This window comes from Streptomyces pseudovenezuelae (assembly GCF_001513955.1).
Classification (GTDB): Bacteria; Actinomycetota; Actinomycetes; order Streptomycetales; family Streptomycetaceae; genus Streptomyces; species Streptomyces pseudovenezuelae.
The window spans coordinates 993,454-1,013,908 of the sequence record NZ_KQ948145.1 but is presented as its reverse complement, the minus strand read 5'-3'; the positions used below and the strand labels follow the sequence as shown (position 1 = coordinate 1,013,908).

Here is a 20,455-nt window from a genome sequence, read left to right as displayed (position 1 = left end):
GTTTCTTCAAGAAGGGCGGGCGGCGGGCTTCGTACGGTCGGGGCATGGACACGAACGCGGCGAAGAAGACGTACGGCATCGGTGAGCTGCTGGGGATGGCGCGGGAGCGGGCGGTTCCGGTGGTCCGGGGGATCGAGGACACGGCTCTCGGGGCCGCCACGCCCTGCGCGGAGTACGACGTGAAGGAGCTCGTCAATCACCTCTTCCAGGTGATCGTGCAGTTCCAGCGGCTGGCGGCGAAGGAGCCGTCGGACTTCGGACAGGCCGCCGCCGACCGGGTGGCCGAGGGGCCGGACTGGCGTGAGCGGTTCGCGGCGGAGGCGGACCGGCTGGTGTCGGCCTGGTCCGCGCCCGGTGCCGAGGAGGGCACGACCGGGGCGATGGACATGCCGGCGCGGCTGGTCGGCTCGATGGCGCTGCTCGACCTGACCGTGCATGTGTGGGACCTGGCGCGGTCCACGGGTCAGGTCTACGGGGAGGCCGACGCGCCGGTGGTGGAGGAGCTGAGGGGTGCGGTGGCCCAGCTCGCTCCGACGGCCCGGCAGATGGGGGTGTTCGGGGAGCCGGTGGCGGTGTCCGTCGAGGCGTCGGAATTCGAGCGGTTGCTGGGGCGGACGGGTCGGGATCCGGGGTGGGGTGACGGCCGCTGAAGGGGTGGGTGCGGGTGTCGGTCGGCTGCGGGGCGGCGGGGGGCTGGTCGCGCAGTTCCCCGCGCCCCTGAGGGGGGGGCGGGTGATCGGTGCGGGCCCGTGTTCTCGGGGTTCCTCTGGAGCGGGGGAATAGGGGACCCTGCGTCGTCGTTCTCCAGGCACGCGGTTATAGTTGAACCGTCAACTACCTGGAGGGTGAGCGACCATGCAGTTCGGGATCTTCAGCGTCGGTGATGTCACGCCGGACCCGACGACCGGCCGTACGCCGAGCGAGCGCGAGCGGATCAAGGCCATGGTCGCCATCGCGCTGAAGGCCGAGGAGGTCGGGCTCGACGTCTTCGCGACCGGCGAGCACCACAACCCGCCGTTCGTGCCGTCGTCGCCGACCACCATGCTCGGGTACATCGCGGCGCGGACCGAGAAGCTCATCCTCTCGACCTCGACCACGCTGATCACCACGAACGACCCGGTGAAGATCGCCGAGGACTTCGCGATGCTCCAGCACCTGGCCGACGGCCGGGTGGACCTCATGATGGGCCGCGGCAACACCGGCCCGGTCTACCCCTGGTTCGGCAAGGACATCCGCGAGGGCATCAACCTCGCCATCGAGAACTACGCCCTGCTGCGCCGGCTGTGGCGCGAGGACGTCGTGAACTGGGAGGGCAAGTTCCGTACGCCCCTCCAGGGCTTCACCTCCACACCGCGCCCGCTGGACGGGGTCGCGCCGTTCGTCTGGCACGGCTCCATCCGCTCCCCGGAGATCGCCGAGCAGGCCGCCTACTACGGCGACGGGTTCTTCCACAACAACATCTTCTGGCCGGCCGACCACACCAAGCGGATGGTCGAGCTGTACCGGGCCCGCTACGCCCACTATGGGCACGGCACCCCCGAGCAGGCGATCGTCGGCCTCGGCGGCCAGGTGTTCATGCGCCGCAACTCGCAGGACGCGGTCAAGGAGTTCCGGCCCTACTTCGACGTCGCGCCGGTGTACGGGCACGGACCCTCCCTGGAGGAGTTCACCGAGCAGACCCCGCTGACCGTCGGCTCCCCGGAGCAGGTCATCGAGAAGACGCTGAAGTTCCGCGAGTACGCCGGGGACTACCAGCGCCAGCTGTTCCTGCTCGACCACGCCGGACTGCCCCTGAAGACCGTCCTGGAGCAGCTCGACCTGCTCGGCGAGGAGGTCGTCCCGGTGCTGCGCAAGGAGTTCGCGGCGGGCCGGCCGGCGGACGTCCCGGAGGCACCCACCCACGCGTCCCTGCTGGCCGCTCAGCAGAACAAGGAGGTCGTCGCATGAAGCTCGTCGTCGTGTCCGCGGGGCTGAGCGTCCCCTCGTCCACCCGCCTGCTGGGAGACCGGCTGGCCGCCGCCGTGGGGCGTACCGCCGCGGTGGACACGCAGGTCGTGGAGCTGCGGGAACTCGCCGTGGAGATCGCGCAGAACTTCACCAACGGCTTCCCGGGGCAGGCCCTGGCGGCCGCGCAGGAGGCGGTGGCCGCGGCCGACGGGCTGATCGTCGTCACGCCGGTGTTCTCGGCGTCGTACAGCGGACTCTTCAAGTCCTTCTTCGACGTGCTCGACCCGGAGGCGCTGGAGGGCAAGCCGGTGCTGATCGCGGCGACCGGTGGCTCGGCCCGGCACTCGCTGGTCCTCGAACACGCGCTGCGGCCGCTCTTCGCCTATCTGAAGGCCGTCGTACTGCCCACCGGGGTGTACGCCGCCTCGGAGGACTGGGGCGCCGAGGGGCTGGACGGGCGCATCGAGCGGGCGGCCGGGGAACTGGCCGCGCTGATGGCAGGACTGTCGGGCGGGGTGCCGGCCGGTCGGGCGCCGCGTGCGGCCCGGGCCGACGCGTTCTCGGCCGTGGTGCCGTTCGAGGAGCAGCTCGCCGCGTTGCGTCCCACGGGGTGAGAGGGCAGTAAGAAGGGCGGTCGGTGAGCAGCTCATCACACGTACGCCTCGGTGGGCACGGCACACTGAGGGTGTGCCCCAAAATGTGCTGCTCGCCGAAGACGACCGCGCCATCCGTCACGCCCTGGAGCGCGCCCTGACCCTGGAGGGCTACCAGGTCACCGCGGTCGCCGACGGGGTCGAGGCGCTGGCGCAGGCCCACAGGACGCCGCCGGACGTGCTCGTCCTCGACGTGATGATGCCCGGGATCGACGGACTCCAGGTCTGCCGGGTGCTGCGCGCCGAGGGCGACCGGACGCCGATCCTGATGCTGACGGCGCTCGTGGAGACCCAGGACCGGATCGCCGGGCTGGACGCGGGCGCCGACGACTACGTGGTCAAGCCCTTCGACGTCGAGGAGGTCTTCGCCCGGCTCAGGGCCCTGCTGCGGCGCACCAGCCCCGACGGGATGGCCCCGGTCGGCGCCGCTCCCAAGGCCGTCGTGCCCGAGCTGCCCGAGGGGCGGATCGAGGCGGCCGGGCTGCGCATGGACATCCAGGCGCGGCGGGCCTGGCGGGGGACACGCGAGCTGGAGCTGACCCGCACCGAGTTCGAACTGCTGGAACTGCTCGTGCGCAACGCGGGCATCGTGCTCGACCACTCGACCATCTACGACCGCATCTGGGGCTACGACTTCGGGCCCGGCTCCAAGAACCTCGCCGTCTACGTCGGCTACCTGCGCCGCAAGCTCGACGACCCCGGCGCGCCGCAGCTGATCCACACGGTGCGTGGCGTGGGTTACGTGCTCCGGGAGGACTGAGTGGGGCGGCTGGCTCGGCTGTGGGCCCGGCCGCGGCCCCGGCTGCTGTCCCTGCGGACCACGTTCGCGGTGTCCTTCGCCGCGGTGACGGCCGCGGTGACCGTACTGGTCGGGGTGCTGTCCTACAGCGCGGCCGCCCGGCTGGTGCGGGTGGACCAGGAGACCGTCTTCGACCAGGTCGTGCAGGATCTGCGGGACGAGGTCAGTCAGCAGCGGATGACGCCGGAGGACTTCTCGTCCTCGGCGCCCGGGCACGACCTGGTGCGGCCCGCCCGTACGGACGTGCAGGTGCTGGGACCCACCGGGGCGGTCGCCGATCCCGGGCGGCCCGGGCTGCCGGTGACCTCCGGCGACCGCCGGGTCGCGGCCGCCGGTGCGGCCGGGCGGATGGTCCTGCACCGGGAGGTCTCGGTCGGCAGCGACGTGTACCGGATCGCCACCGTCTCGCTGGGCGGCGGGCGGGGCGCCGTGCAGGTCGCCCAGGAGTTCAGTGACACCGAGGACCTGCTGCGGGCGCTGCAGCAGCGCACGTTCCTGCTCATGGTGGCGGTCGTGGTGGGCGCCGGACTGTTCGGGTGGTGGCTGGCCCGGCGGATCACCAGGCGGCTGGTCATCCTCACGTCCGCCGCGGAGGACGTGGCGCGGACCCGGCGGCTGGGGATCGAGGTGCCGGTCACCGGCTACGACGAGGTGGGGCGGCTGGGACGGGCCTTCGACCGGATGCTGGGCCGGCTCGCGCAGTCCGAGGAGGACCAGCGGCGGCTGGTCCAGGACGCGGGGCACGAGCTGCGGACACCGCTCACCTCGCTGCGGACCAACATCTCGCTGCTGCGCCGGATCGACGAGCTGCCGCCCGCCACCCGCGAGGAGCTGGTCGCCGATCTCACGCAGGAGGCACGGGAGTTGACCGACCTGGTCAACGAGCTGGTCGACCTCGCGGCGGGACAGTCGGACAACGAGCCGCCGCAACGGGTGGATCTCGCCGATCTCGCGGAGGAGGTCGCGGGACTGGCCCGGCGGCGCAACGGGCGGGAGGTCCTGGTGCACGCCAGTGGGTCGACGGTGACCGACGGGCGGCCGGGCAGTCTGCAGCGGGCCCTGTCGAACCTGGTCGAGAACGCGGTGAAGTTCGACCGGGACGGTACCGCTCCGGTCGAGATCTCGGTGTCCGGGTTCACCTTGGCGGGCCCGGTGCGGGTGGAGGTGTTGGACCGGGGGCCGGGGATCGCCGACGCCGATCTTGTGCGGGTGTTCGACCGGTTCTACCGGGCGGCGGACGCCCGGTCACTGCCCGGGTCGGGGCTGGGGCTGTCGATCGTGCGTGAGGTGGCCCTGTCGCACGGGGGCGCGCCGTTCGCGTTCCCCCGGGACGGGGGCGGCACGGTGATCGGGTTCACCGTGGGCGGGGACGCCTCCGGCGGGTGAGCGTCACCGGTTCGCCGTCCGGCCGAAGCAGCGCTCCAGCTCGTTCAGGTCGTAGAACTTGCTGCCCTTCGAGACCGGCACACAGCCCGCCCTGAAGGCCGTCTCCTTCTCGTTGTAGAGCATGCGGACCAGGTAGGTGCCGCCCTTGCGGTACACGTCCCACTGGATGTTCGCGCCGAGGGGGGCCTCCTCGGAGCCCCGCCAGGCGTTGTCGGCGTACGTGTACGGCTTCGACGCCGTCACACCCCGCGTGCTGCCCGGCAGGCCCATCAGCGCGGCCAGCGGGATGATCTCCTCGGCGTGCGTGAAGCGGAGTTCGGCGCCCAGGTCGCTGGTGCCGGCGCGCTTGGCCTCGGCCTTCTCGAAGAAGTCGTCGAGCAGGACCTCCGCCATCCGGTAGGTGATGTCGCTGTCCGCGAAGCCGGGGCCCTTCTCGTAGAAGTCCTCGGCGTCGCTGAGGTAGCCGAACCAGTCCGCGTCCCGCCGGGAGATGAACCTCTCCAGGCCCCAGCCCCTGCCGCCCGGGCTCTCCTGGGACATGGCCGGGGCGATGGCGTACAGGTTGTAGACGGCCTGGGCCGCGGCCACCTGGTCGTCGGTGGAGAGGGTGGCGAGGAAGGCCGGCCGGAAGAGCTTCCTCAGGACGCTGTGGGCCGCGCTGTGTGTCCTCGGCTGGTCGGTGATCGACTTCAGGGTGCTCGCGAGGCGCTGGTCGTTGGCTATGTAGTCGCGGTACGCCTTGCCGCCGGCGGCCTTGTGGAAGTAGAGCAGGTCGACGTCCGTGCGGGTGGCTCCGATGAGCGGCTTCAGCTCCGGGTCCTTCTCGGCGAGGGTCCCGGCGTAGACGTTCGCGCTGTCCACGGCCCGGCCCTGGCCCGAGCTGACCACGTCGATCTTCTCGTTCTTCCTCGCGATCGTGGCGAAGAGGCCCGGGAGCCGCTGCGCGAGGCGGCCGGCCGTGTCCCGGAGTTCCTCCTTGCCGCGGCCGCTGAGGTCGCCGTAGCCGACACCGCTCATGGCCGCCTGGAGCGCCCGCACCTTCGGGCCGAACGCGCGGCCCTTCGCGGTCAGGGCGTCCGCCGCCTCGGCCTTGGCGACCAGGGCGAGGACCAGGTCGCCGTCCTCGCTGTCGGTGGCGGCGCGGGAGCCGTGCCGGGAGACGTTCTCCGTGAGGACGGGGACGAATCCGGCGGGGGCCTTCTGGTAGGTACGGGGGTTCTGCTCGGGCTCGTAGGGAGCCTTCGTGCCGTAGCCGGTGCGGTCGCTGCGCTGCTCCGGGACGGCCTGCGCGGGGACCGCGGCGGTCGCGAGGAGGGCGGCGAGCCCTGCGGTGGCCAGGGCGGGGGTGACACGTCTCATGGGCGCATCTTTTGCGGGGGACGTGAACCGCGGGTGACCGCCGGACGGCGGCCCGGCCTCGGGCAGGCCCGGCCAGGGTCAAGAACCGGGGGCGGTGGTGCCGCGGTGCGGACGCGCTCTAGGGATCCTGGCGCAGGGGGGTCGTCTCCAGGACCGTGCGGGCCGCCTTCAGCGCCGGGTGGGTCTGTTCCGCGACCCGGTGGAAGGTCTCCTGCGCGGTGCGGGCCGGCCAGGCCGGGGGCAGATGGCGGGCCGGGAGTCTCGGGTCCGTGCGGATGGTGCGCAGCCAGTCGCTGACCAGGCGGAGGCGGGTGCCGATCGGGTCGTCGTCGGTGCCGTTGCCCAGGTGGGCGCTCCAGCGCTGGTCGAAGGCGGCGTAGCGGGCGGCGATGGACTCCAGGTCCCAGGTGTCGCGGATCATCTGCTCGATGTCGGTCACCTCGGCGGCCCGGGCGTGGAAGATCTTGACGTGGGCGGTGAGGCCGAGGTCGGTGACCACGTCGGAGACGTCCACGTGGCCGGGCGCGATCCACAGGCCGCTGTACAGGGCGCCGAACCCGGACCAGGTCAGCCGGGAGCGCAGGTCGTGCCGCTGGCGTTTCCAGGAGTCGGGCAGGGAGAAGCCGAGCATGGTCCAGGAGCCGTCCCAGTCGTCGTTGACGGCGCCCTGCTTCCAGATGCGGGTGCGGCCGTCGATCAGGACGCGGGTGGCCTGCGGGGTCAGGCCGAAGAACATCTTGCGGCCCTCGCGCTGACGCTGGAGCAGGCCCCGGTTGACCATGCGGGTGAGAGTGGAGCGCACGGCCTGTTCGCCCACGCCGACGCGGCCCAGGACGTCGATGATGCTGCCCGAGTAGACGCCCAGGTCCCCCTCCTCCAGGACGTGGTTGCCGAAGAAGGTGAGCATGAGCGACTGCGGGCGCGGCTGCGGCCCGTCCGCGGTGTCCAGGATGTCGTCGTCCTCCACGGGGGCAAGGGTACGGCCGCCCGCCGACCGTGCGGCAGGCGGTCGTACGAGGTCACCGGCGGTCGGCGGGGTGCGCAAGGTCGTAGGGGCGGAGGTAGGGGGTGGGGCGGTACCGGACGTAACGGGTGGGGGTGCTCGGGTCGGCCGCGGTGGCGCGGGAGTTGAGGGACGTCGGGTCGGTGCCCTGCCAGTGGCCGGTGGTCACGCGGTCCTCCAGGGCGTGGAGGGCGGCCAGTTGCTCGGCGGGGCTGAAGGTGCAGTGGCCGGCGTTGTCGACGTACGCCTGGCGGAGCAGGGGGCCGGAACCGGCCGCGGTGACCGCGCGGCGCAGGGCGCTCTCCGTCTGGACGGGGACCAGGGGGTCGCCGATGGTGTGGACCGAGAGCTGGGGTTTGGCGAGTTCGCCGGTGAAGCTGCTGGTGCGACTCATCCAGGCCACGGCGTTCCGGTCCGCGGTGATGCGCGGGGCCCGGTCGAGGGCGGCGAGGTCGGCGGTCAGGGACAGGCCCGCCTTCTTGTACAGCGCGGTGACCTCCTTGCGGACGGAGGACTCGCCGAGCAGCCGCGCGTAGTCGACGCCGGTGTTCCAGGACATGTTGCCGCCCGCACGGGTCTCGGCCTCCTGGCGCCGGTTGAAGGCGGCGATCTTCAGCAGGCCCTTGACGGCGTCGTACTGGTTGGCCTGCTGGGCGTCCCAGTCGCTCGCCGCGGGGCGGGTCTGGGTGGGCGCGTTCCACACCGGGATGTTGTGCAGGGCGGCGGCGAGGGCGATCCGGGCCCGGCCCCCGGCCGTCGACTGGGCGGAGTCGACCTTGGCGGTGAGGGTGTTCGCCGCGTCCGTGGCGGCCTCCTGGGACGGGAGGTTCACCAGCGGGACGTCGGAGCCCAGGAGCGTCTTGAGGGCGAACGCCGGGTCGAGGGTGTTGTTCCAGTTGGCGACGCCGCCCTGGACCAGACCGCACAGGGAGAGCGAGCCGTCGATCTCGTCCGGATGGCGCTCGGCGATGGCGGTGGTGACGAGTCCGCCGTACGACCGTCCCCAGGCGAGGGTGCGGGAGGCCGGGCCGAAGCGGGTGGTGAAGGCCTTCAGGGTGGCCAGCTGGTCGGGGACCGCGTCGGTGACCGCCCAGCCGGTGGTGGCGTAGGAGGAGCCGGCGAGGGCGTAACCGCCCTGGAGGAGAAGGGACTTGGTGGCCTCGTCCGGTGCGTCCTGGGCGGGGTTGGCCGGGCCGGAGGTGTAGCCGTGGCTGAAGAGGAGGACGGTGCCGTTCCAGACGGCCGGGACGTCCATCATGTAGGTGGCGCCGGAGGGGAGCCGGCCGTCCACGTGGGTGGGGCCCGTGGCCGTCGACGCCGTGGCGGCGGGCGCGCTGGTGAGGGTGAGCAGGAGCGCGGCCGTGCAGGCGATGCGGGTGCGGTGCCTCATGCGGTGATCTCCTCGGTGTGGGGGGTGGTGGGGAGTTCGGAGGCGGGGTCGGCCAGCGAGGTACGGCTGGTCTCGCGGACGAACCACACGGTCAGCGCGGTGATCAGCGAGCCGCCGCACAGCAGGAGGGCGACGGGGGTGCCGTTGCCGCTGCTCGCGACCAGGCTCCCGGCGATCATCGGGGAGAAGCCGGCGCCGACCAGGGTGGCGCCCTGGTAGCCGAGGGAGGCGCCGGTGTAGCGGACCCTGGTGCCGAACATCTCGCTGAACAGGGCGCCCAGCGGGCCGTACATCAGCGACTGGGAGATGCCGTGGCCGATGACGACGGCCAGGATCAGGGCGCCCGACGACTTCGAGTCGACCAGCGCGAGGACGGGGAAGGCGGTGGCGGCGGACAGGATCGCGCCGGTGAGGACGACCGGGCGGCGGCCGACCCGGTCGGAGAGCGCGGACGCGCAGGGCAGCACGACCAGGGCGACGGCGGCGGACACGGTGAGCGCGGTGAGCACCTGCGGGCGGGGATAGCCGATGCCGGTGGCGTACGCGATCAGGTAACTGGTCAGCAGGGACTGGGCGGTGAAGGCGCCGATGCCCACGCAGCAGGCCAGCAGCACGGGCTTCGGGCGGCGCAGGACGTCGAGGATGGGGAGCCTCGACTTGGCGCGGTCCTTCTTCACCTCGGCGAACAGCGGGCTCTCGACCACCTTGAGGCGGACGAACAGGCCGACGCCGAGCAGCAGCACGCTCAGCAGGAACGGCACCCGCCAGCCCCAGGCCGCGAACTGGTCCTTGGGGAGGGTGGAGACCATCGCGACCACGGCGGCGGAGATCAGGGAGCCGAGCGGGGCTCCCATCTGCGTGAAGCTCGACCACAGACCGCGGCGCTTCTCGCCCGCGTGCTCGACGACCATCAGGGTCGCGCCGCCCCACTCACCGCCGATGGCGATGCCCTGGACCACCCGCAGGGTGATCAGCAGGACCGGGGCCCAGACGCCGACGGTGTCGTAGGTGGGCAGCAGGCCGATGAGGAAGCTGGCGCCGCCCATCAGGCCCATGGTGAGCAGCAGCATGTTCTTGCGGCCGAGGCGGTCGCCGAAGTGCCCGAAGAGGATGCCGCCGATGGGGCGGGCCACGTATCCGGCGGCGAAGGTGCCGAACGCGGCGATCGTGCCGACGGCGGGATCGGCGCCGGGGAAGAACAGTTCGCCGAAGACGAGCGCGGCGACGGTGCCGTAGACGAGGAAGTCGTAGAACTCGACGGCGGTGCCGAGCAGGCCGGAGAGGGCCACTCGGCGCAGTTGGCGGGTGCGTTCTGATGCGGTGGGGGACGGGGGCATCGCGGGCTCCCTTGAGCGGGGGAAGGACACCGTGAAATTAGGCTGTCTGGTGACTGCCGTCAATAAAGTGCACAACATTGACAGGTGTGTGATGGGCGAGTGTGACGTGCGTCACGGGAACTCGTGGATCCCCCCGGGCAGTTGAGTGCGTGACCACAGATATGCGAACCCGGATACGGGCCGGGGATCCGGACGCCTTCGCGGAGCTCTACGACGCGTGCGCCCGCTCGGTGTACAACCACGCCTTCCGGCTGACCGCCGACTGGTCCGTGGCCGAGGACGTCATGTCGGCGACCTTCATGGAGGCCTGGCGGCGCCGGGAGTCGATCGAGCCCGACGGGGGTTCGCTGCGGCCCTGGCTGCTCGGCATCGCCACGAACGTCTCCCGCTCCCACGGACGCGGCAACCGGCGTTACCGGGCGGCGGCGAGCGCGGCGGCCGGGGCCGGCGTCCCGGAGGTCGCCGACCACGCGGAGGAGATCGCCGGGCGGCTGGACGACCGGCGCCGGATCGCCGCCACCCTGACCGCGCTCGGCTCGCTCAGACGCCCCGAACGCGAGGTCCTGGTGCTGTGTCTGTGGGAGGGCCTGGAGTACGCCGAGGCCGCCCGCGCCCTCGGCATCCCGGTCGGGACCGTCCGCTCCCGGCTGTCCCGGGCGCGCGGCAGGCTGCGGAAGCTGGCCGAGGCCGAACTGGCCCAACTGGCGCGAGAAAAACGGGAACTCACCCGGACGAACCGGCAGACAAAGGGTGATCGCGACTATGCGATCCGGTCCGCACAGGAAGGAAACCGATGAACGCCAGCCCCTCCCAGCCGCACCCGGCCGAGTGGACGGAGACCCAGGGTCTGCTGCCCTCCGTGGAGCGGGATCTGCCGGCGGGCCGCCACCAGTTCCACAAGGAGCAGATGATGGTCCGGATCCGCGAAGACCTCCGCAACACGGCTGTCACCCCCGTACGCCGCAACCCGTTCCTGCGCCGGGCGGTCCTGCTGCCCGCGCTGGCCTGCGCCCTGGCCGGCGCGGTCGTGGGCGGCCTCGCCCTGAACGGCGGCGACGCGAACACCTCCCTGGCCACCGGGCCCGCCCTGACGACCCGGATCGGCGCCGCGGACGCCCGGGGCGCCGACCGCCTGCTCGACGACATCTCCCTGGCCGCCGCCGACACCTCCGAACCCACCGTGCGCGACGACCAGTTCCTCTACATCGCCTCGAAGGTGGCCAGCACCTACGAGAGGACCGTCGACGACAAGACCACGCTGGTGAGCCAGAAACTGCACTCCCGCCAGGTCTGGGAGTCCCCCGACGGCAAGGACGGCTGGCTCGTCGAGCCCGGCAACACGGACGAGGGCGGCATCACCCTGGCCGGACCGAACCCGGTCAGCTCGGCCTACGACCGGCTGACCCGACTGCCGACCGACCCCGAGGCCCTGCTGCGGAAGATCTACAAGGAGTCGGACGCCGTCCGGGACCCCGAAGTCCCCCGCGACCAGGCCGCCTTCGTCGCCATCGGCGATCTCCTGGTCGAGAGCTACCCGCCCGCGGACCTCACCGTCGCGCTCTACAAGGCCGCCGCCGGGATCCCCGGGGTGGTCGCGGTGGACGACGCGGTCGACGCCGTCGGCCGCCACGGGGTCGCCGTCGCACGGCTGGACGAGCAGAGCGGGCAGCGCACGGAGTGGATCTTCGACAAGAAGACGTACGCGTTCCTCGGTGAGCGCACCGTGCAGGTCGAGCCGAACGAGACCTTCAAGAAGGGCACCGTGATCTTCACCGTCGCGATCACTCAGCGGGCGGTCGTGAACGAGATGAAGGAGGTGCCGGGGCGGGCGGGCTGACGCGTCAGGCCCGCTGCAACGACGGAGCGGGCCGCTCGCCCGAGCCCCGCACGATCAGACGCGTCGGCACGGTGATGGTCCGGGCCCGGGTGCGGTCGCCGTCGAGTCGGGACAGGGCCGTCGTCGCCGCTGTCCTGCCGATCTCCTCGGGGTCCTGGGCGACGACGGTCAGGGCCGGTTCGAGCGCCTCGGCGAGCGGGACGTCGTCGAAGGAGACGACGGCGACGTCCTTGCGCCTGCTGCGCGCGAGTTCGGCCACTATCCCCAGGGCGACGATGTTGTTGCCGGCGAACAGGGCGGTGGGCGGGTCGGCCAGGGCGAGGAGCCGGGAGGTCGCGGCCGAAGCGCCCTGCTGGTCATGGGCGTTGGTGACCAGGGAGCGGTCGTAGGGCAGACCGGCCTCCTCCAGGGCCTCGCGGTACCCGGTCAGGCGCTCCCGGCGGGTGTAGAGCTTGACCGGCAGGTCGCCGACGAAGCCGATGCGCCGGTGCCCGTGGGCGATCAGGTGGGCGACTCCGTCGTGGGAGCCGGTGCGGTTGGAGCTGACCACGCTGTCGGCGGCCAGGCCCACTCCGGGACGGTCGAGGAAGACGACGGGCAGGCCCGTGGACCGGTGGGTCTTGAGATGGGAGTGGTCGGCGCCGACGGACGGCACGACCAGCAGGATGCTGACGCGGCGGGCCAGGAACTTGTCCGTCAGGGCCCGTTCACGGTCCGGTTCGTCCGCCGACGAGCCCATGAGCAGGGTCAGGCCGCGGTCGCGGACCGTGTCCTCGATGCTGCGGGCCACCGCCCCGAAGAACGGGTTGGCGAGGTCGGGGATGACCAGGCCGATCGTGGTGTCGGGGCCGCCGACGCGGATGTTGCGGGCCATCAGGTTCGGCTGGAAGCCGAGCTTGGCCACGGCGGCCAGCACCTGTTCCCTGGTCTCGGCCGACGCGGGTCCGTCCTCGTTGAGAACGCGGGAGACCGTCTTGGCGCTGACGCCCACTTCGCGGGCGACGTCGGCCAGGGTCGGGCGGCGGTTCGCTGCCATGGAGAAAACCGTCTCCTGTGCTCGTCGGTTCCGGCCGCGGCCTCGGCCGGATGCCGTCGAGTGTCGAGTGCTGTGGTCAGGTGGCCTGGACGCCCGCGGCCTTCGCGGCCTCGGAATCCGCTACGACAGTACCTCCGGCCTCGTCGACGGTGAGGGCGCCGGTCATGATGGCGACGACCTCCGCCATGGAGTAGTCGGAGGGCTTGATCAGAGCGGCCCGCCGGCCCAGCCGGTGCACGTGGATCCGGTCCGCGATCTCGAAGACGTGCGGCATGTTGTGGCTGATCAGGACGACCGGCATGCCCTTGTCCCGGACCCGCCGGATGAGGTCGAGGACCTGTCCGGACTCCTTGACGCCGAGCGCGGCGGTGGGTTCGTCCATGACGACGACACTGCGGGCCCAGGCGACGGAACGGGCGACCGCCACGGCCTGCCGCTGCCCCCCGGAGAGGGTCTCGACCGACTGGGTCAGCGAGCGCAGCCCGATCTTCAGGTCGGCCATGTGCTCGGCGGCCTCCTGGCGCATGCGCTTCTTGTCGAGCATCCGGAACACGCTCCCGAGGACACCGGGGCGCCGCAGCTCCCGCCCGAGGAACACGTTCGAGGCGATGTCCATCGAGGCGGCCACGGCGAGGTCCTGATAGACCGTCTCGATGCCGTGGGCGCGGGCGCTCTGCGGCCCGGAGAACTGGATGGGCTCCCCGTTGAGGCGGATCTCGCCCGCGTCGGGCGTCACCGCGCCGGTGAGGGCCTTGATCAGGCTGGTCTTTCCGGCACCGTTGTCGCCGATGACGGCGAGCACCTCGCCGGGCAGCAGGTCGAAGTCGGCGCCGTCGATGGCGGTGACCTGGCCGTAGCGCTTGACGAGACCGCGGGCCTGGAGGATCGGGGTGGGGGAGTCGAGGGCGGTCATCGGGCCTTCTTCCGGGAGATCTGGTCGACGGTCACCGCGAGGATCACCAGCACACCGGTGATCAGGGTCTGGTAGATGGAGGCGACGCCCATCAGCTGGAGCCCGTTGCGGAAGACGCCGACGATGAGGACGCCGATGAAGGTGCCGAGCACCGAGCCGCGGCCGCCGAACAGGCTGGTGCCGCCGAGGACGACGGCGGTGATGCTGTCGAGGTTGTCGGTCTGCCCGGCCTGCGGGTCGCCGACTCCGGTGCGGGAGATGAGGAGCAGGGCGGCGACGCCGTAGAGGAGACCGGCGACGGTGTAGACGCCGATGGTCAGGCGGGAGGTGCGGATGCCGTTCAGCCGCGCGGCCTCCTGGCTGTTGCCCAGGGCGTAGACGTGCCGGCCCCAGCCGGTGCTGCTCAGCGCGTAGGCGAGGAGCAGGAACAGGCCGATGGTGACGAGGGAGCCGTAGGTGATGTCGGTGTGCCCCATCGGGAAGGTCTGCCCGAGGGCCGTCAGCGGGCCGGGCAGGTTGGTGACCGTCTGCTCCTCGGAGTAGATGTGGGTCAGCGCGAACGCCACGTTGAGCATGCCGAGGGTGACGATGAACGGCGGCAGCGGGATCTTCTGCACCAACAGCCCGTTCAGCAGCCCGAATCCGCCGCAGACGACCAGTCCCAGCGCGATGGCGACCAGCGGCGGCAGTGAGCCCTCGGCGGCCATCTTGGCGATCACGATGCTGCCGAACGCCATCACCGCGCCGCACGACAGGTCGATGCCCGCGGTGAGGATGATCAGCGTCTGGCCGATGGCGAGGGTGCCGACGACCATGACCTGCTGCACGATCAGCGAGAAGTTCCCGCCGGTGAGGAACTGGTCGGAGGAGACGGCGAAGAAGACACAGGCCAGCAGCAGGGCGACCAGCGGGCCGGTGGTCGGCGCCGTGAGCAGCCTGCGGGCCGTGGTCGGCGCTTTGAGTTCGGCGTACGGCGAGGAGGTGCTCGGAGGCGTGGACGTGGCGGTCATGCGAAGTCCTTGTCGGAAGACAGAAGTCCTGGTGGGAGGACAGGGAGGCGGCCGTCCCCGGGGCGGGGAGGAGCGGGGCCGGCCGCCCCGCTCGGGGGAGAGGCGATGTCGTACGGTCCCGGGGGCCGGACTCAGCCCCAGCAGTTCTCCAGGCCGAAGGCGGTGTCCTTGGACGAGACGCCCGTCTGGGCCTTGTCGGTGATCAGGGTGACGCCGGTGTCGGTGTAGCCGGACGCCTTCTTGCCGTCCTTGGCGTAGGTCACGACGGCCTTGACGCCCTGGGCGGCCATCTTGAGCGGGTACTGCTGCGAAGTGGCCGCGATCTTCCCGTCCTTGACGGCCTGGGTGCCGGTGCAGCCGCCGTCGACGGAGACGATCAGGACGTCCTTCTCGCGGCCCTTGGCCTTCAGCGCGGTGTACGCGCCGAGGGCGGCCGGCTCGTTGATGGTGTAGACGAGGTTGATGCCCGGCTCCTTCTGGAGGCAGTTCTCCATCGCCGTCTGGCCCTTGGCCTGGTCGCCGCCGGTGTCCTGGGCGCAGGCCACGTCCTTCTCGGTGGCGCCGAAGCCCTTGAGGAACCCGTTGTGCCGCTGGACGCCGACGGAGACGCCGGGCGCGAGGTCCAGGGCGGCGATCTTCGCCGTCTTGCCCTTCATCGCGGCCTTGGCGTACTCGCCGATCAGCTCACCGGCCTTGAGGTTGTCGGTGGCGAACAGGGCGTCGACCGCGCTCTCCGGCTCGGTCGGCGTGTCCAGGGCGATCACCAGCACGCCCTTGGCCTTGGCCTTCGCTATCGCGGGCACGATCGCCTTGGAGTCGCTCGGGGTGATCAGGATGCCCTTCACCCCGGCGGCGACCATGTTCTCGATGGCGGTGACCTGACCGGCGTTGTCCCCGTCGAACTTGCCCGCCGCGGTCATGAGCTGGGCGCCGTTCTCCTTGGCGGCCTTCTCCGCGCCCTCCTTCATCTTCACGAAGAACGGGTTGGTGTCGGTCTTGGTGATCAGCCCGACCTTCACCGTGCCCGATCCGGAACTCGTGGAGCCCGATCCGGAGCCGGAACCGCAGGCCGTCAGGGCGAGGGCCGCGACCGAGGTGCACGCGGCGACTCTGAGCAGGGAGGAAGGCAGTCGAGGGGTGCGAGACATGAACGACTCCAGCGGGATTGCGGGCGAGCGGCGGCATCGGAGCATGCCGTCCCTGGGTGTCATCGTTGACTTATGTCATCGTTGACACTGCCGAGGATGATGACCCCGTCTCCCGGCAACGTCAATGCCCCGCACCGGTTACAAGTCCGCAACGCCCACGGCGGCCGCCCGGTCCGTGCCCGTTTTCCGGCGCGCGCCGATCCCGTGGAAGCAATCGCGGCAGCACCGTTGACGGCTCGGGCGGAATGCGCTCATGATCGGGCCTTGGTGTCAACGATGACATGGGTCAACGATGACACTCTTGACCGGCGCCGCGGAGGACAGCGTCGGCCCCAGGGCGTCAGCAGCACAGGGAGACCCATGACTTCTGCACGTGTGTCCCGGCATGCCCGCATCCGGGCGATCGCGGCGGCGGCGACCGTCTGCGCCCTGTCCGCCGGCCCGCTCGCCCCGCGGGCCGGCGCCGCCGACGCCCCGCCGTACACCGAGACCTACCGCCCCCGGTTCCACTACACCCCGCAGCAGAACTGGATGAACGACCCCAACGGCCTCGTGTACTACCAGGGCGAATACCACCTCTTCTACCAGTACAACCCGAACGGCAACTCCTGGGGAGACATGTCCTGGGGGCACGCGGTCAGCACGGACCTCGTGCACTGGAAGGAGCTGCCGCTCGCCCTGTCGCACGACGACCGGGAGATGGTGTTCTCCGGCAGCGCGGTCGTCGACAAGGACAACACCACCGGGTTCGGCACGCCGGAGAACCCGCCGATGGTGGCGGTCTACACCAGCCTCGACAAGCGCACGGGCACCCAGGCCCAGTCGCTCGCGTACAGCACCGACCGCGGCCGTACCTGGACCAGGTACCAGGGCAATCCGGTCATCGACATCGGCTCCAAGGACTTCCGCGACCCCAAGGTGCAGTGGTACGCGCCCACCCGGAGCTGGCTGATGACGGTGTCGCTGTCCGCCGAGCACAAGGTGCGGTTCTACTCGTCCAGAAACCTCAAGGACTGGGACCTGCTCAGCGAGTTCGGCCCCGCGGGCGCGACCGGCGGGGTGTGGGAATGCCCGGACCTGTTCCCGCTCGCGGTGGACGGCGACCCGAAGAAGATCAAGTGGGTCCTGGTCGTCAACATCAACCCCGGTGGCATCACCGGCGGTTCGGGCGCCCAGTACTTCGTGGGCGACTTCGACGGCGAGAAGTTCACCGCCGACGACAAGGGCGCCTACACCCCGCCCGCCGGCACGGTGGTCCAGGACTTCGAGGGCACCGGGTTCGACACCTGGACGACCACGGGGACGGCGTTCGGCGGGGCACCGGCCACCGGCGCGCTGGACGGACAGGGAGCGGTCACCGGATACGACGGCAAGGGCCTCGCCAACAGCTTCCACGGCGGGGACCCCGCCACCGGAACCCTGACCTCCGGGGCCTTCACGGTCGACAGCCCCTACCTGAACTTCAAGGTGGGCGGCGGCAAGCACCCGCACCAGGACGGGACCGTACCGGAACGCGGAGCCCCGCCCGAGGGGACCGTCCTCGCCGACTTCGAGGGCGGCACCTACGGCGGCTGGACGACGACCGGCGACGCGTTCGGCACCGCACCGGCCACCGGAACCCTCCCCGACCAGCAGGAGGTCACCGGCTGGCTGGGCGACGGCCTGGTCAACAGCTATCGCGACGGCGACTCCACGACCGGCACCCTCACCTCGCCCGAGTTCACCCTCGACAAGGACTACGTCGACTTCCTCATCGGCGGCGGCAACCACGCGGCGAGCTCGGACCACCCGACCGCGATGGAACTCCTCGTCGACGGCCAGGTCGTGCGCAGCGCCACCGGAAGCGACACCGAGGCCCTGGACTGGGCCTCCTGGGACGTGCGCGACCTCGCCGGGAAGAAGGCGCGGATCCGGATCGTCGACGACAACACCGGCGGCTGGGGTCACCTCAATGTCGACCACGTCGTGCTGTCCGACACCCGGGCCCGGCCCGTCTCCCGGGAGACGTCCGTCAACCTGCTCGTCGACGGCGAGGTCGTCCGCAGCGCCACCGGTTCCGACAGCGAGAGCCTGGACTGGGCCTCCTTCGACCTGCGCCCCTACGCGGGCAGGCAGGCGCGGATCCAGATCGTCGACCACAACACCGGCGGCTGGGGCCACGTCCTGGCCGACCGGTTCACCCTGGCGGCCGCTCCCGCCAAGTCCGTCGTGCAGCGCGCCGACTGGGCCGACTACGGCAAGGACTACTACGCGGCCGTGTCCTGGGAGAACGTCCCGGGCGACGAGCGGTACATGATCGGCTGGATGAACGACTGGGAGTACGGCGGCTCGGTCCCGACCTCTCCCTGGCGCGGCGCGCAGAGCGTCCCGCGCCGGATGGCGCTGCGTACCGTGGACGGCCGGCTCCGGCTGACCAGCGAGCCGGTGACCGGCCTGACCTCCCTGCGCCAGGGACCCGCCGCGACGGCGTCCGGGCTCACCGTCACCAACACCTCACAGCCGCTGATCGGCCCGAAGGCGCAGGGCAGTGCGCTCGACATCGAGGCCACCTTCTCCCTGCGGGACGCCGACCGCTTCGGCCTGCGGGTGCGCACCGGCGCCGGGGGAGAGGAGACCGTCATCGGCTACGACACCACGACCCAGGAGCTGTACGTCGACCGCACCCGCTCCGGCGCCACGGACTTCAGCAGCGCCTTCCCCGGCATCCAGCGGGCCCCGCTCAAGGCGGAGAACGGCAAGGTCAGGCTGCGGATCCTCGTCGACTGGTCCTCCGTCGAGGTCTTCGGCGGCAGCGGCGAGGCCGTGATCACCGACCAGATCTTCCCCCACCCCGACAGCCAGGGAGTGCGGGTCTTCGCCGAGAACGGCTCGGTGAAACTGGACCGGGCCCGGGTCTGGCACCTCGGCTCCTACCGCGACTGACAAGGACACGAAACCGTGAAGAAGACCCTGCTCGCCGAGTTCACCGCCCGTGAGGGAGCGCAGGACGAGGTCGCGCGCATGATCGTGGAGTACGCCGGCAAGGTGCGTGCGGAGGAGGGCAACCTCGCCTTCGACGTCTACACCAAGGCGTCCCACCCGCGCGCCTTCTGGATCTTCGAGGTCTACCGGGACGAGGACGCCTTCCAGGCACACCTGAAGGCCCCGTACGGCGGCCCCTTCAACGCCGCTCTCACACCGCTGATCGAGGAGGACGCCTCCGTACTGACGTTCCTCGACCCGGTGGCCTGACCGGGGCCGCGCGCGCCGCTCGCGCTCCCGGCGCGGGTCAGCCGTTCGCCTCCGCGCGGACCCGCCGGCGCGCGCCGCGCCGCCCGCCCCCGGCGAAGAAGTCGGCGAGGGGCAGGCTCGCCGCGCCGACGGTGACCGCGTCCGGACCGAGTTCGCCGAGGTCGATGCGGACGCGTGCGGCGGGGTGGCGCAGGGAGTACGCGTCGGCGTACCGGCGTACGGCGGGCAGGAAGCGGGGCCCGAGCTGCAGGCCGGCCCAGCCGCCGATGAGGATGCGTTCCGGCTGGAAGAGGTTGACCAGGTCGGACAGTCCGGCCCCCACGTACTCGGCGGTCTCCTCCAGGACGGCGAGGGCCACCGGGTCGGCCTCGGCGCTCCCGGCCGGGTGGGCGGCGGCGAGCAGCGCGGCCAGCGCGGTCTCCTCGTCGGTGCCCTCGGGCGGATGGCCGCCCGCCTCGCGCCAGCGGTCGACGAGCGCGCCCGCGCCCGCGTACGCCTCCAGACAGCCGAGCGCACCGCAGCGGCAGCGGCGTCCCCTGACCCGCACGGTCACATGTCCCCACTCCAGGGCGCGGCCGTACTCCACTCCCTCGGTGACGAGACAGGCGCCGATGCCCGACCCGAAGAGGACGACGACCGCGTTGCGGGAGCCCCGGCCGGCGCCGAACCACAGCTCGGCCTGGCCGAGGGTGCGGGCGCCGTTGTCGATGAAGTACGGGACGGAATCCGGGAGTTCAGAGGTCGAACGCAGCAGGGACTCCAGCGGGACGGCGTCCCAGCCCATCGTCTGGCCGTGTACCACCGCGCCCTGCTCGGGAGTGGGGGCCACGATGCCGGGGACCCCGATGCCGACGCCCAGCAGCTGTTCGGGGGTGATGTCGGTGTCGGCGAGGACCTCGGCGATGCCGTCGCGGATGTGACCGACGACGACCTCGACGTCGTAGCCGTGATGCTCCAGGGGCCGTTCGGTGCGGGCGAGTTCGGTGAGGGCGAGGTCGAAGAGCTCGACGCGGACGCGGGTCTCGCCGACGTCGACGCCGATCATGTGGCCGCCGGAGGGGGCGACGCGCAGCAGGGTGCGGGGGCGGCCGCCGTCGGACTCGACGGTGCCGGCCTCCTCGACCAGGCCGTCCTCGACCAGTTCCGCGACCACGTTGCTGATGGAGCCGCCGCTCAGACCGGTGGCCGGGGCCAGCTCGAAGCGGCTCATCGGCCCGTCGAAATACAACCGTTGCAGTACGGCGGTCCGATTGCCCCGTCGCAGGTCACGCACCGTCCGCCCGCTCCGCCCCGCCATGTGGATCCCTTCCGACGCCGCCTCGACCTGCAAGATACCGCCGCGCCGACTCTTGACGCGACTTTCCTTCGCGTCTTAAATCACGCCATAAATTAACTCCGGGGCGGTG

At 71.5% G+C, this 20,455-nt stretch carries 18 protein-coding genes; 9 read left to right on the top strand and 9 right to left on the bottom strand.

Annotated features, from left to right (window positions below; genetic code table 11):
* The first annotated feature begins 44 nt into the window (after positions 1 to 44).
* The 5 genes from AQI94_RS12000 to AQI94_RS11980 all read left to right on the top strand — a co-directional run bounded on the left by AQI94_RS12000 (position 45) and on the right by AQI94_RS11980 (position 4,785).
* Positions 45 to 650 carry a TIGR03086 family metal-binding protein gene (locus tag AQI94_RS12000; RefSeq protein ID WP_062229723.1) on the top strand — a complete coding sequence of 202 codons (606 nt, stop codon included), beginning with the start codon at positions 45 to 47 and terminating at the stop codon, positions 648 to 650.
* A gap of 205 nt (positions 651 to 855) precedes the next feature.
* Positions 856 to 1,947 (top strand): LLM class flavin-dependent oxidoreductase, encoded by a 1,092-nt coding sequence (locus tag AQI94_RS11995; protein WP_062229712.1) that lies wholly within the window; start codon positions 856 to 858, stop codon positions 1,945 to 1,947.
* Positions 1,944 to 2,561, top strand: a complete 618-nt coding sequence (locus tag AQI94_RS11990) for an FMN reductase (RefSeq protein WP_031059472.1) — start codon at positions 1,944 to 1,946, stop codon at positions 2,559 to 2,561. The genes AQI94_RS11995 and AQI94_RS11990 overlap by 4 nt, the downstream gene beginning before the upstream one ends.
* Before the next feature lie 73 nt (positions 2,562 to 2,634).
* Positions 2,635 to 3,360 (top strand): response regulator transcription factor, encoded by a 726-nt coding sequence (locus AQI94_RS11985; RefSeq protein WP_199814405.1) that lies wholly within the window; start codon positions 2,635 to 2,637, stop codon positions 3,358 to 3,360.
* Positions 3,361 to 4,785 (top strand): sensor histidine kinase, encoded by a 1,425-nt coding sequence (locus AQI94_RS11980; RefSeq protein ID WP_031059476.1) that lies wholly within the window; start codon positions 3,361 to 3,363, stop codon positions 4,783 to 4,785.
* A 3-nt stretch (positions 4,786 to 4,788) separates the two neighbouring features.
* On the opposite strand, the gene AQI94_RS11975 is transcribed toward AQI94_RS11980, so the two are convergent.
* The 4 genes from AQI94_RS11975 to AQI94_RS11960 form a co-directional block, all read right to left on the bottom strand.
* Positions 4,789 to 6,144 (bottom strand): histidine-type phosphatase, encoded by a 1,356-nt coding sequence (locus AQI94_RS11975; RefSeq protein ID WP_031059478.1) that lies wholly within the window; start codon positions 6,142 to 6,144, stop codon positions 4,789 to 4,791.
* A gap of 118 nt (positions 6,145 to 6,262) precedes the next feature.
* The gene (locus AQI94_RS11970; RefSeq protein WP_031059479.1) at positions 6,263 to 7,111 is read right to left on the bottom strand and encodes a PaaX family transcriptional regulator; all 849 of its coding nucleotides are present in this window, start codon (positions 7,109 to 7,111) and stop codon (positions 6,263 to 6,265) included.
* A 52-nt stretch (positions 7,112 to 7,163) separates the two neighbouring features.
* A complete protein-coding gene (locus AQI94_RS11965) occupies positions 7,164 to 8,537 on the bottom strand; it encodes an alpha/beta hydrolase family protein (protein WP_031059481.1) in 1,374 nt (457 codons plus the stop codon).
* Positions 8,534 to 9,874, bottom strand: coding sequence for an MFS transporter (locus tag AQI94_RS11960; protein ID WP_031059483.1), 1,341 nt, complete (start codon positions 9,872 to 9,874; stop codon positions 8,534 to 8,536). The genes AQI94_RS11965 and AQI94_RS11960 overlap by 4 nt, the downstream gene beginning before the upstream one ends.
* 149 nt (positions 9,875 to 10,023) lie before the next feature.
* Between AQI94_RS11960 and AQI94_RS11955 the strand changes: the two genes are divergently transcribed.
* A complete protein-coding gene (locus AQI94_RS11955; protein ID WP_037945319.1) occupies positions 10,024 to 10,671 on the top strand; it encodes an RNA polymerase sigma factor in 648 nt (215 codons plus the stop codon).
* A complete protein-coding gene (locus AQI94_RS11950; protein ID WP_031059487.1) occupies positions 10,668 to 11,711 on the top strand; it encodes a CU044_5270 family protein in 1,044 nt (347 codons plus the stop codon). Before AQI94_RS11955 ends, AQI94_RS11950 begins: the two co-directional genes overlap by 4 nt.
* A gap of 4 nt (positions 11,712 to 11,715) precedes the next feature.
* Here the strand turns inward: AQI94_RS11950 and AQI94_RS11945 are convergent, their stop codons facing one another.
* The 4 genes from AQI94_RS11945 to AQI94_RS11930 all read right to left on the bottom strand — a co-directional run bounded on the left by AQI94_RS11945 (position 11,716) and on the right by AQI94_RS11930 (position 15,818).
* Positions 11,716 to 12,747: a LacI family DNA-binding transcriptional regulator gene (locus AQI94_RS11945; RefSeq protein ID WP_031059489.1), complete on the bottom strand. Its 1,032-nt coding sequence runs from the start codon at positions 12,745 to 12,747 to the stop codon at positions 11,716 to 11,718.
* Positions 12,748 to 12,823: 76 nt separating this feature from the next.
* Positions 12,824 to 13,660 (bottom strand): ATP-binding cassette domain-containing protein, encoded by an 837-nt coding sequence (locus AQI94_RS11940; RefSeq protein ID WP_020120685.1) that lies wholly within the window; start codon positions 13,658 to 13,660, stop codon positions 12,824 to 12,826.
* Positions 13,657 to 14,670, bottom strand: a complete 1,014-nt coding sequence (locus tag AQI94_RS11935) for an ABC transporter permease (RefSeq protein WP_007383866.1) — start codon at positions 14,668 to 14,670, stop codon at positions 13,657 to 13,659. The genes AQI94_RS11940 and AQI94_RS11935 overlap by 4 nt, the downstream gene beginning before the upstream one ends.
* A gap of 131 nt (positions 14,671 to 14,801) precedes the next feature.
* On the bottom strand, positions 14,802 to 15,818 hold the full coding sequence (locus tag AQI94_RS11930) for a sugar ABC transporter substrate-binding protein (RefSeq protein ID WP_031059493.1): 1,017 nt from the start codon (positions 15,816 to 15,818) through the stop codon (positions 14,802 to 14,804).
* Positions 15,819 to 16,178: 360 nt separating this feature from the next.
* Here AQI94_RS11930 and AQI94_RS11925 point away from each other — a divergent pair, with 360 nt between their 5' ends.
* Together AQI94_RS11925 and AQI94_RS11920 are read left to right on the top strand one after the other, a co-directional pair.
* Positions 16,179 to 18,740, top strand: a complete 2,562-nt coding sequence (locus AQI94_RS11925) for a glycoside hydrolase family 32 protein (RefSeq protein WP_031059496.1) — start codon at positions 16,179 to 16,181, stop codon at positions 18,738 to 18,740.
* 15 nt (positions 18,741 to 18,755) lie between these two features.
* Positions 18,756 to 19,049, top strand: a complete 294-nt coding sequence (locus AQI94_RS11920; protein WP_031059497.1) for a putative quinol monooxygenase — start codon at positions 18,756 to 18,758, stop codon at positions 19,047 to 19,049.
* A gap of 37 nt (positions 19,050 to 19,086) precedes the next feature.
* Here AQI94_RS11920 and AQI94_RS11915 read toward each other — a convergent pair whose 3' ends face one another.
* On the bottom strand, positions 19,087 to 20,346 hold the full coding sequence (locus AQI94_RS11915; RefSeq protein WP_062229722.1) for an ROK family transcriptional regulator: 1,260 nt from the start codon (positions 20,344 to 20,346) through the stop codon (positions 19,087 to 19,089).
* Positions 20,347 to 20,455 lie beyond the last annotated feature (109 nt).

What these genes read in the sequence shown, in the direction of transcription:
- AQI94_RS12000 (WP_062229723.1), top strand. Translation starts at nt 45, where the DNA reads ATGGACACGAACGCGGCGAAGAAGACGTACGGCATCGGTGAGCTGCTG.
- AQI94_RS11995 (WP_062229712.1), top strand. Translation starts at nt 856, where the DNA reads ATGCAGTTCGGGATCTTCAGCGTCGGTGATGTCACGCCGGACCCGACG.
- AQI94_RS11990 (WP_031059472.1), top strand. Translation starts at nt 1,944, where the DNA reads ATGAAGCTCGTCGTCGTGTCCGCGGGGCTGAGCGTCCCCTCGTCCACC.
- AQI94_RS11975 (WP_031059478.1), bottom strand. Translation starts at nt 6,144, where the DNA reads ATGAGACGTGTCACCCCCGCCCTGGCCACCGCAGGGCTCGCCGCCCTC.
- AQI94_RS11965 (WP_031059481.1), bottom strand. Translation starts at nt 8,537, where the DNA reads ATGAGGCACCGCACCCGCATCGCCTGCACGGCCGCGCTCCTGCTCACC.
- AQI94_RS11960 (WP_031059483.1), bottom strand. Translation starts at nt 9,874, where the DNA reads ATGCCCCCGTCCCCCACCGCATCAGAACGCACCCGCCAACTGCGCCGA.
- AQI94_RS11950 (WP_031059487.1), top strand. Translation starts at nt 10,668, where the DNA reads ATGAACGCCAGCCCCTCCCAGCCGCACCCGGCCGAGTGGACGGAGACC.
- AQI94_RS11945 (WP_031059489.1), bottom strand. Translation starts at nt 12,747, where the DNA reads ATGGCAGCGAACCGCCGCCCGACCCTGGCCGACGTCGCCCGCGAAGTG.
- AQI94_RS11940 (WP_020120685.1), bottom strand. Translation starts at nt 13,660, where the DNA reads ATGACCGCCCTCGACTCCCCCACCCCGATCCTCCAGGCCCGCGGTCTC.
- AQI94_RS11935 (WP_007383866.1), bottom strand. Translation starts at nt 14,670, where the DNA reads ATGACCGCCACGTCCACGCCTCCGAGCACCTCCTCGCCGTACGCCGAA.
- AQI94_RS11930 (WP_031059493.1), bottom strand. Translation starts at nt 15,818, where the DNA reads ATGTCTCGCACCCCTCGACTGCCTTCCTCCCTGCTCAGAGTCGCCGCG.
- AQI94_RS11925 (WP_031059496.1), top strand. Translation starts at nt 16,179, where the DNA reads ATGACTTCTGCACGTGTGTCCCGGCATGCCCGCATCCGGGCGATCGCG.
- AQI94_RS11915 (WP_062229722.1), bottom strand. Translation starts at nt 20,346, where the DNA reads ATGGCGGGGCGGAGCGGGCGGACGGTGCGTGACCTGCGACGGGGCAAT.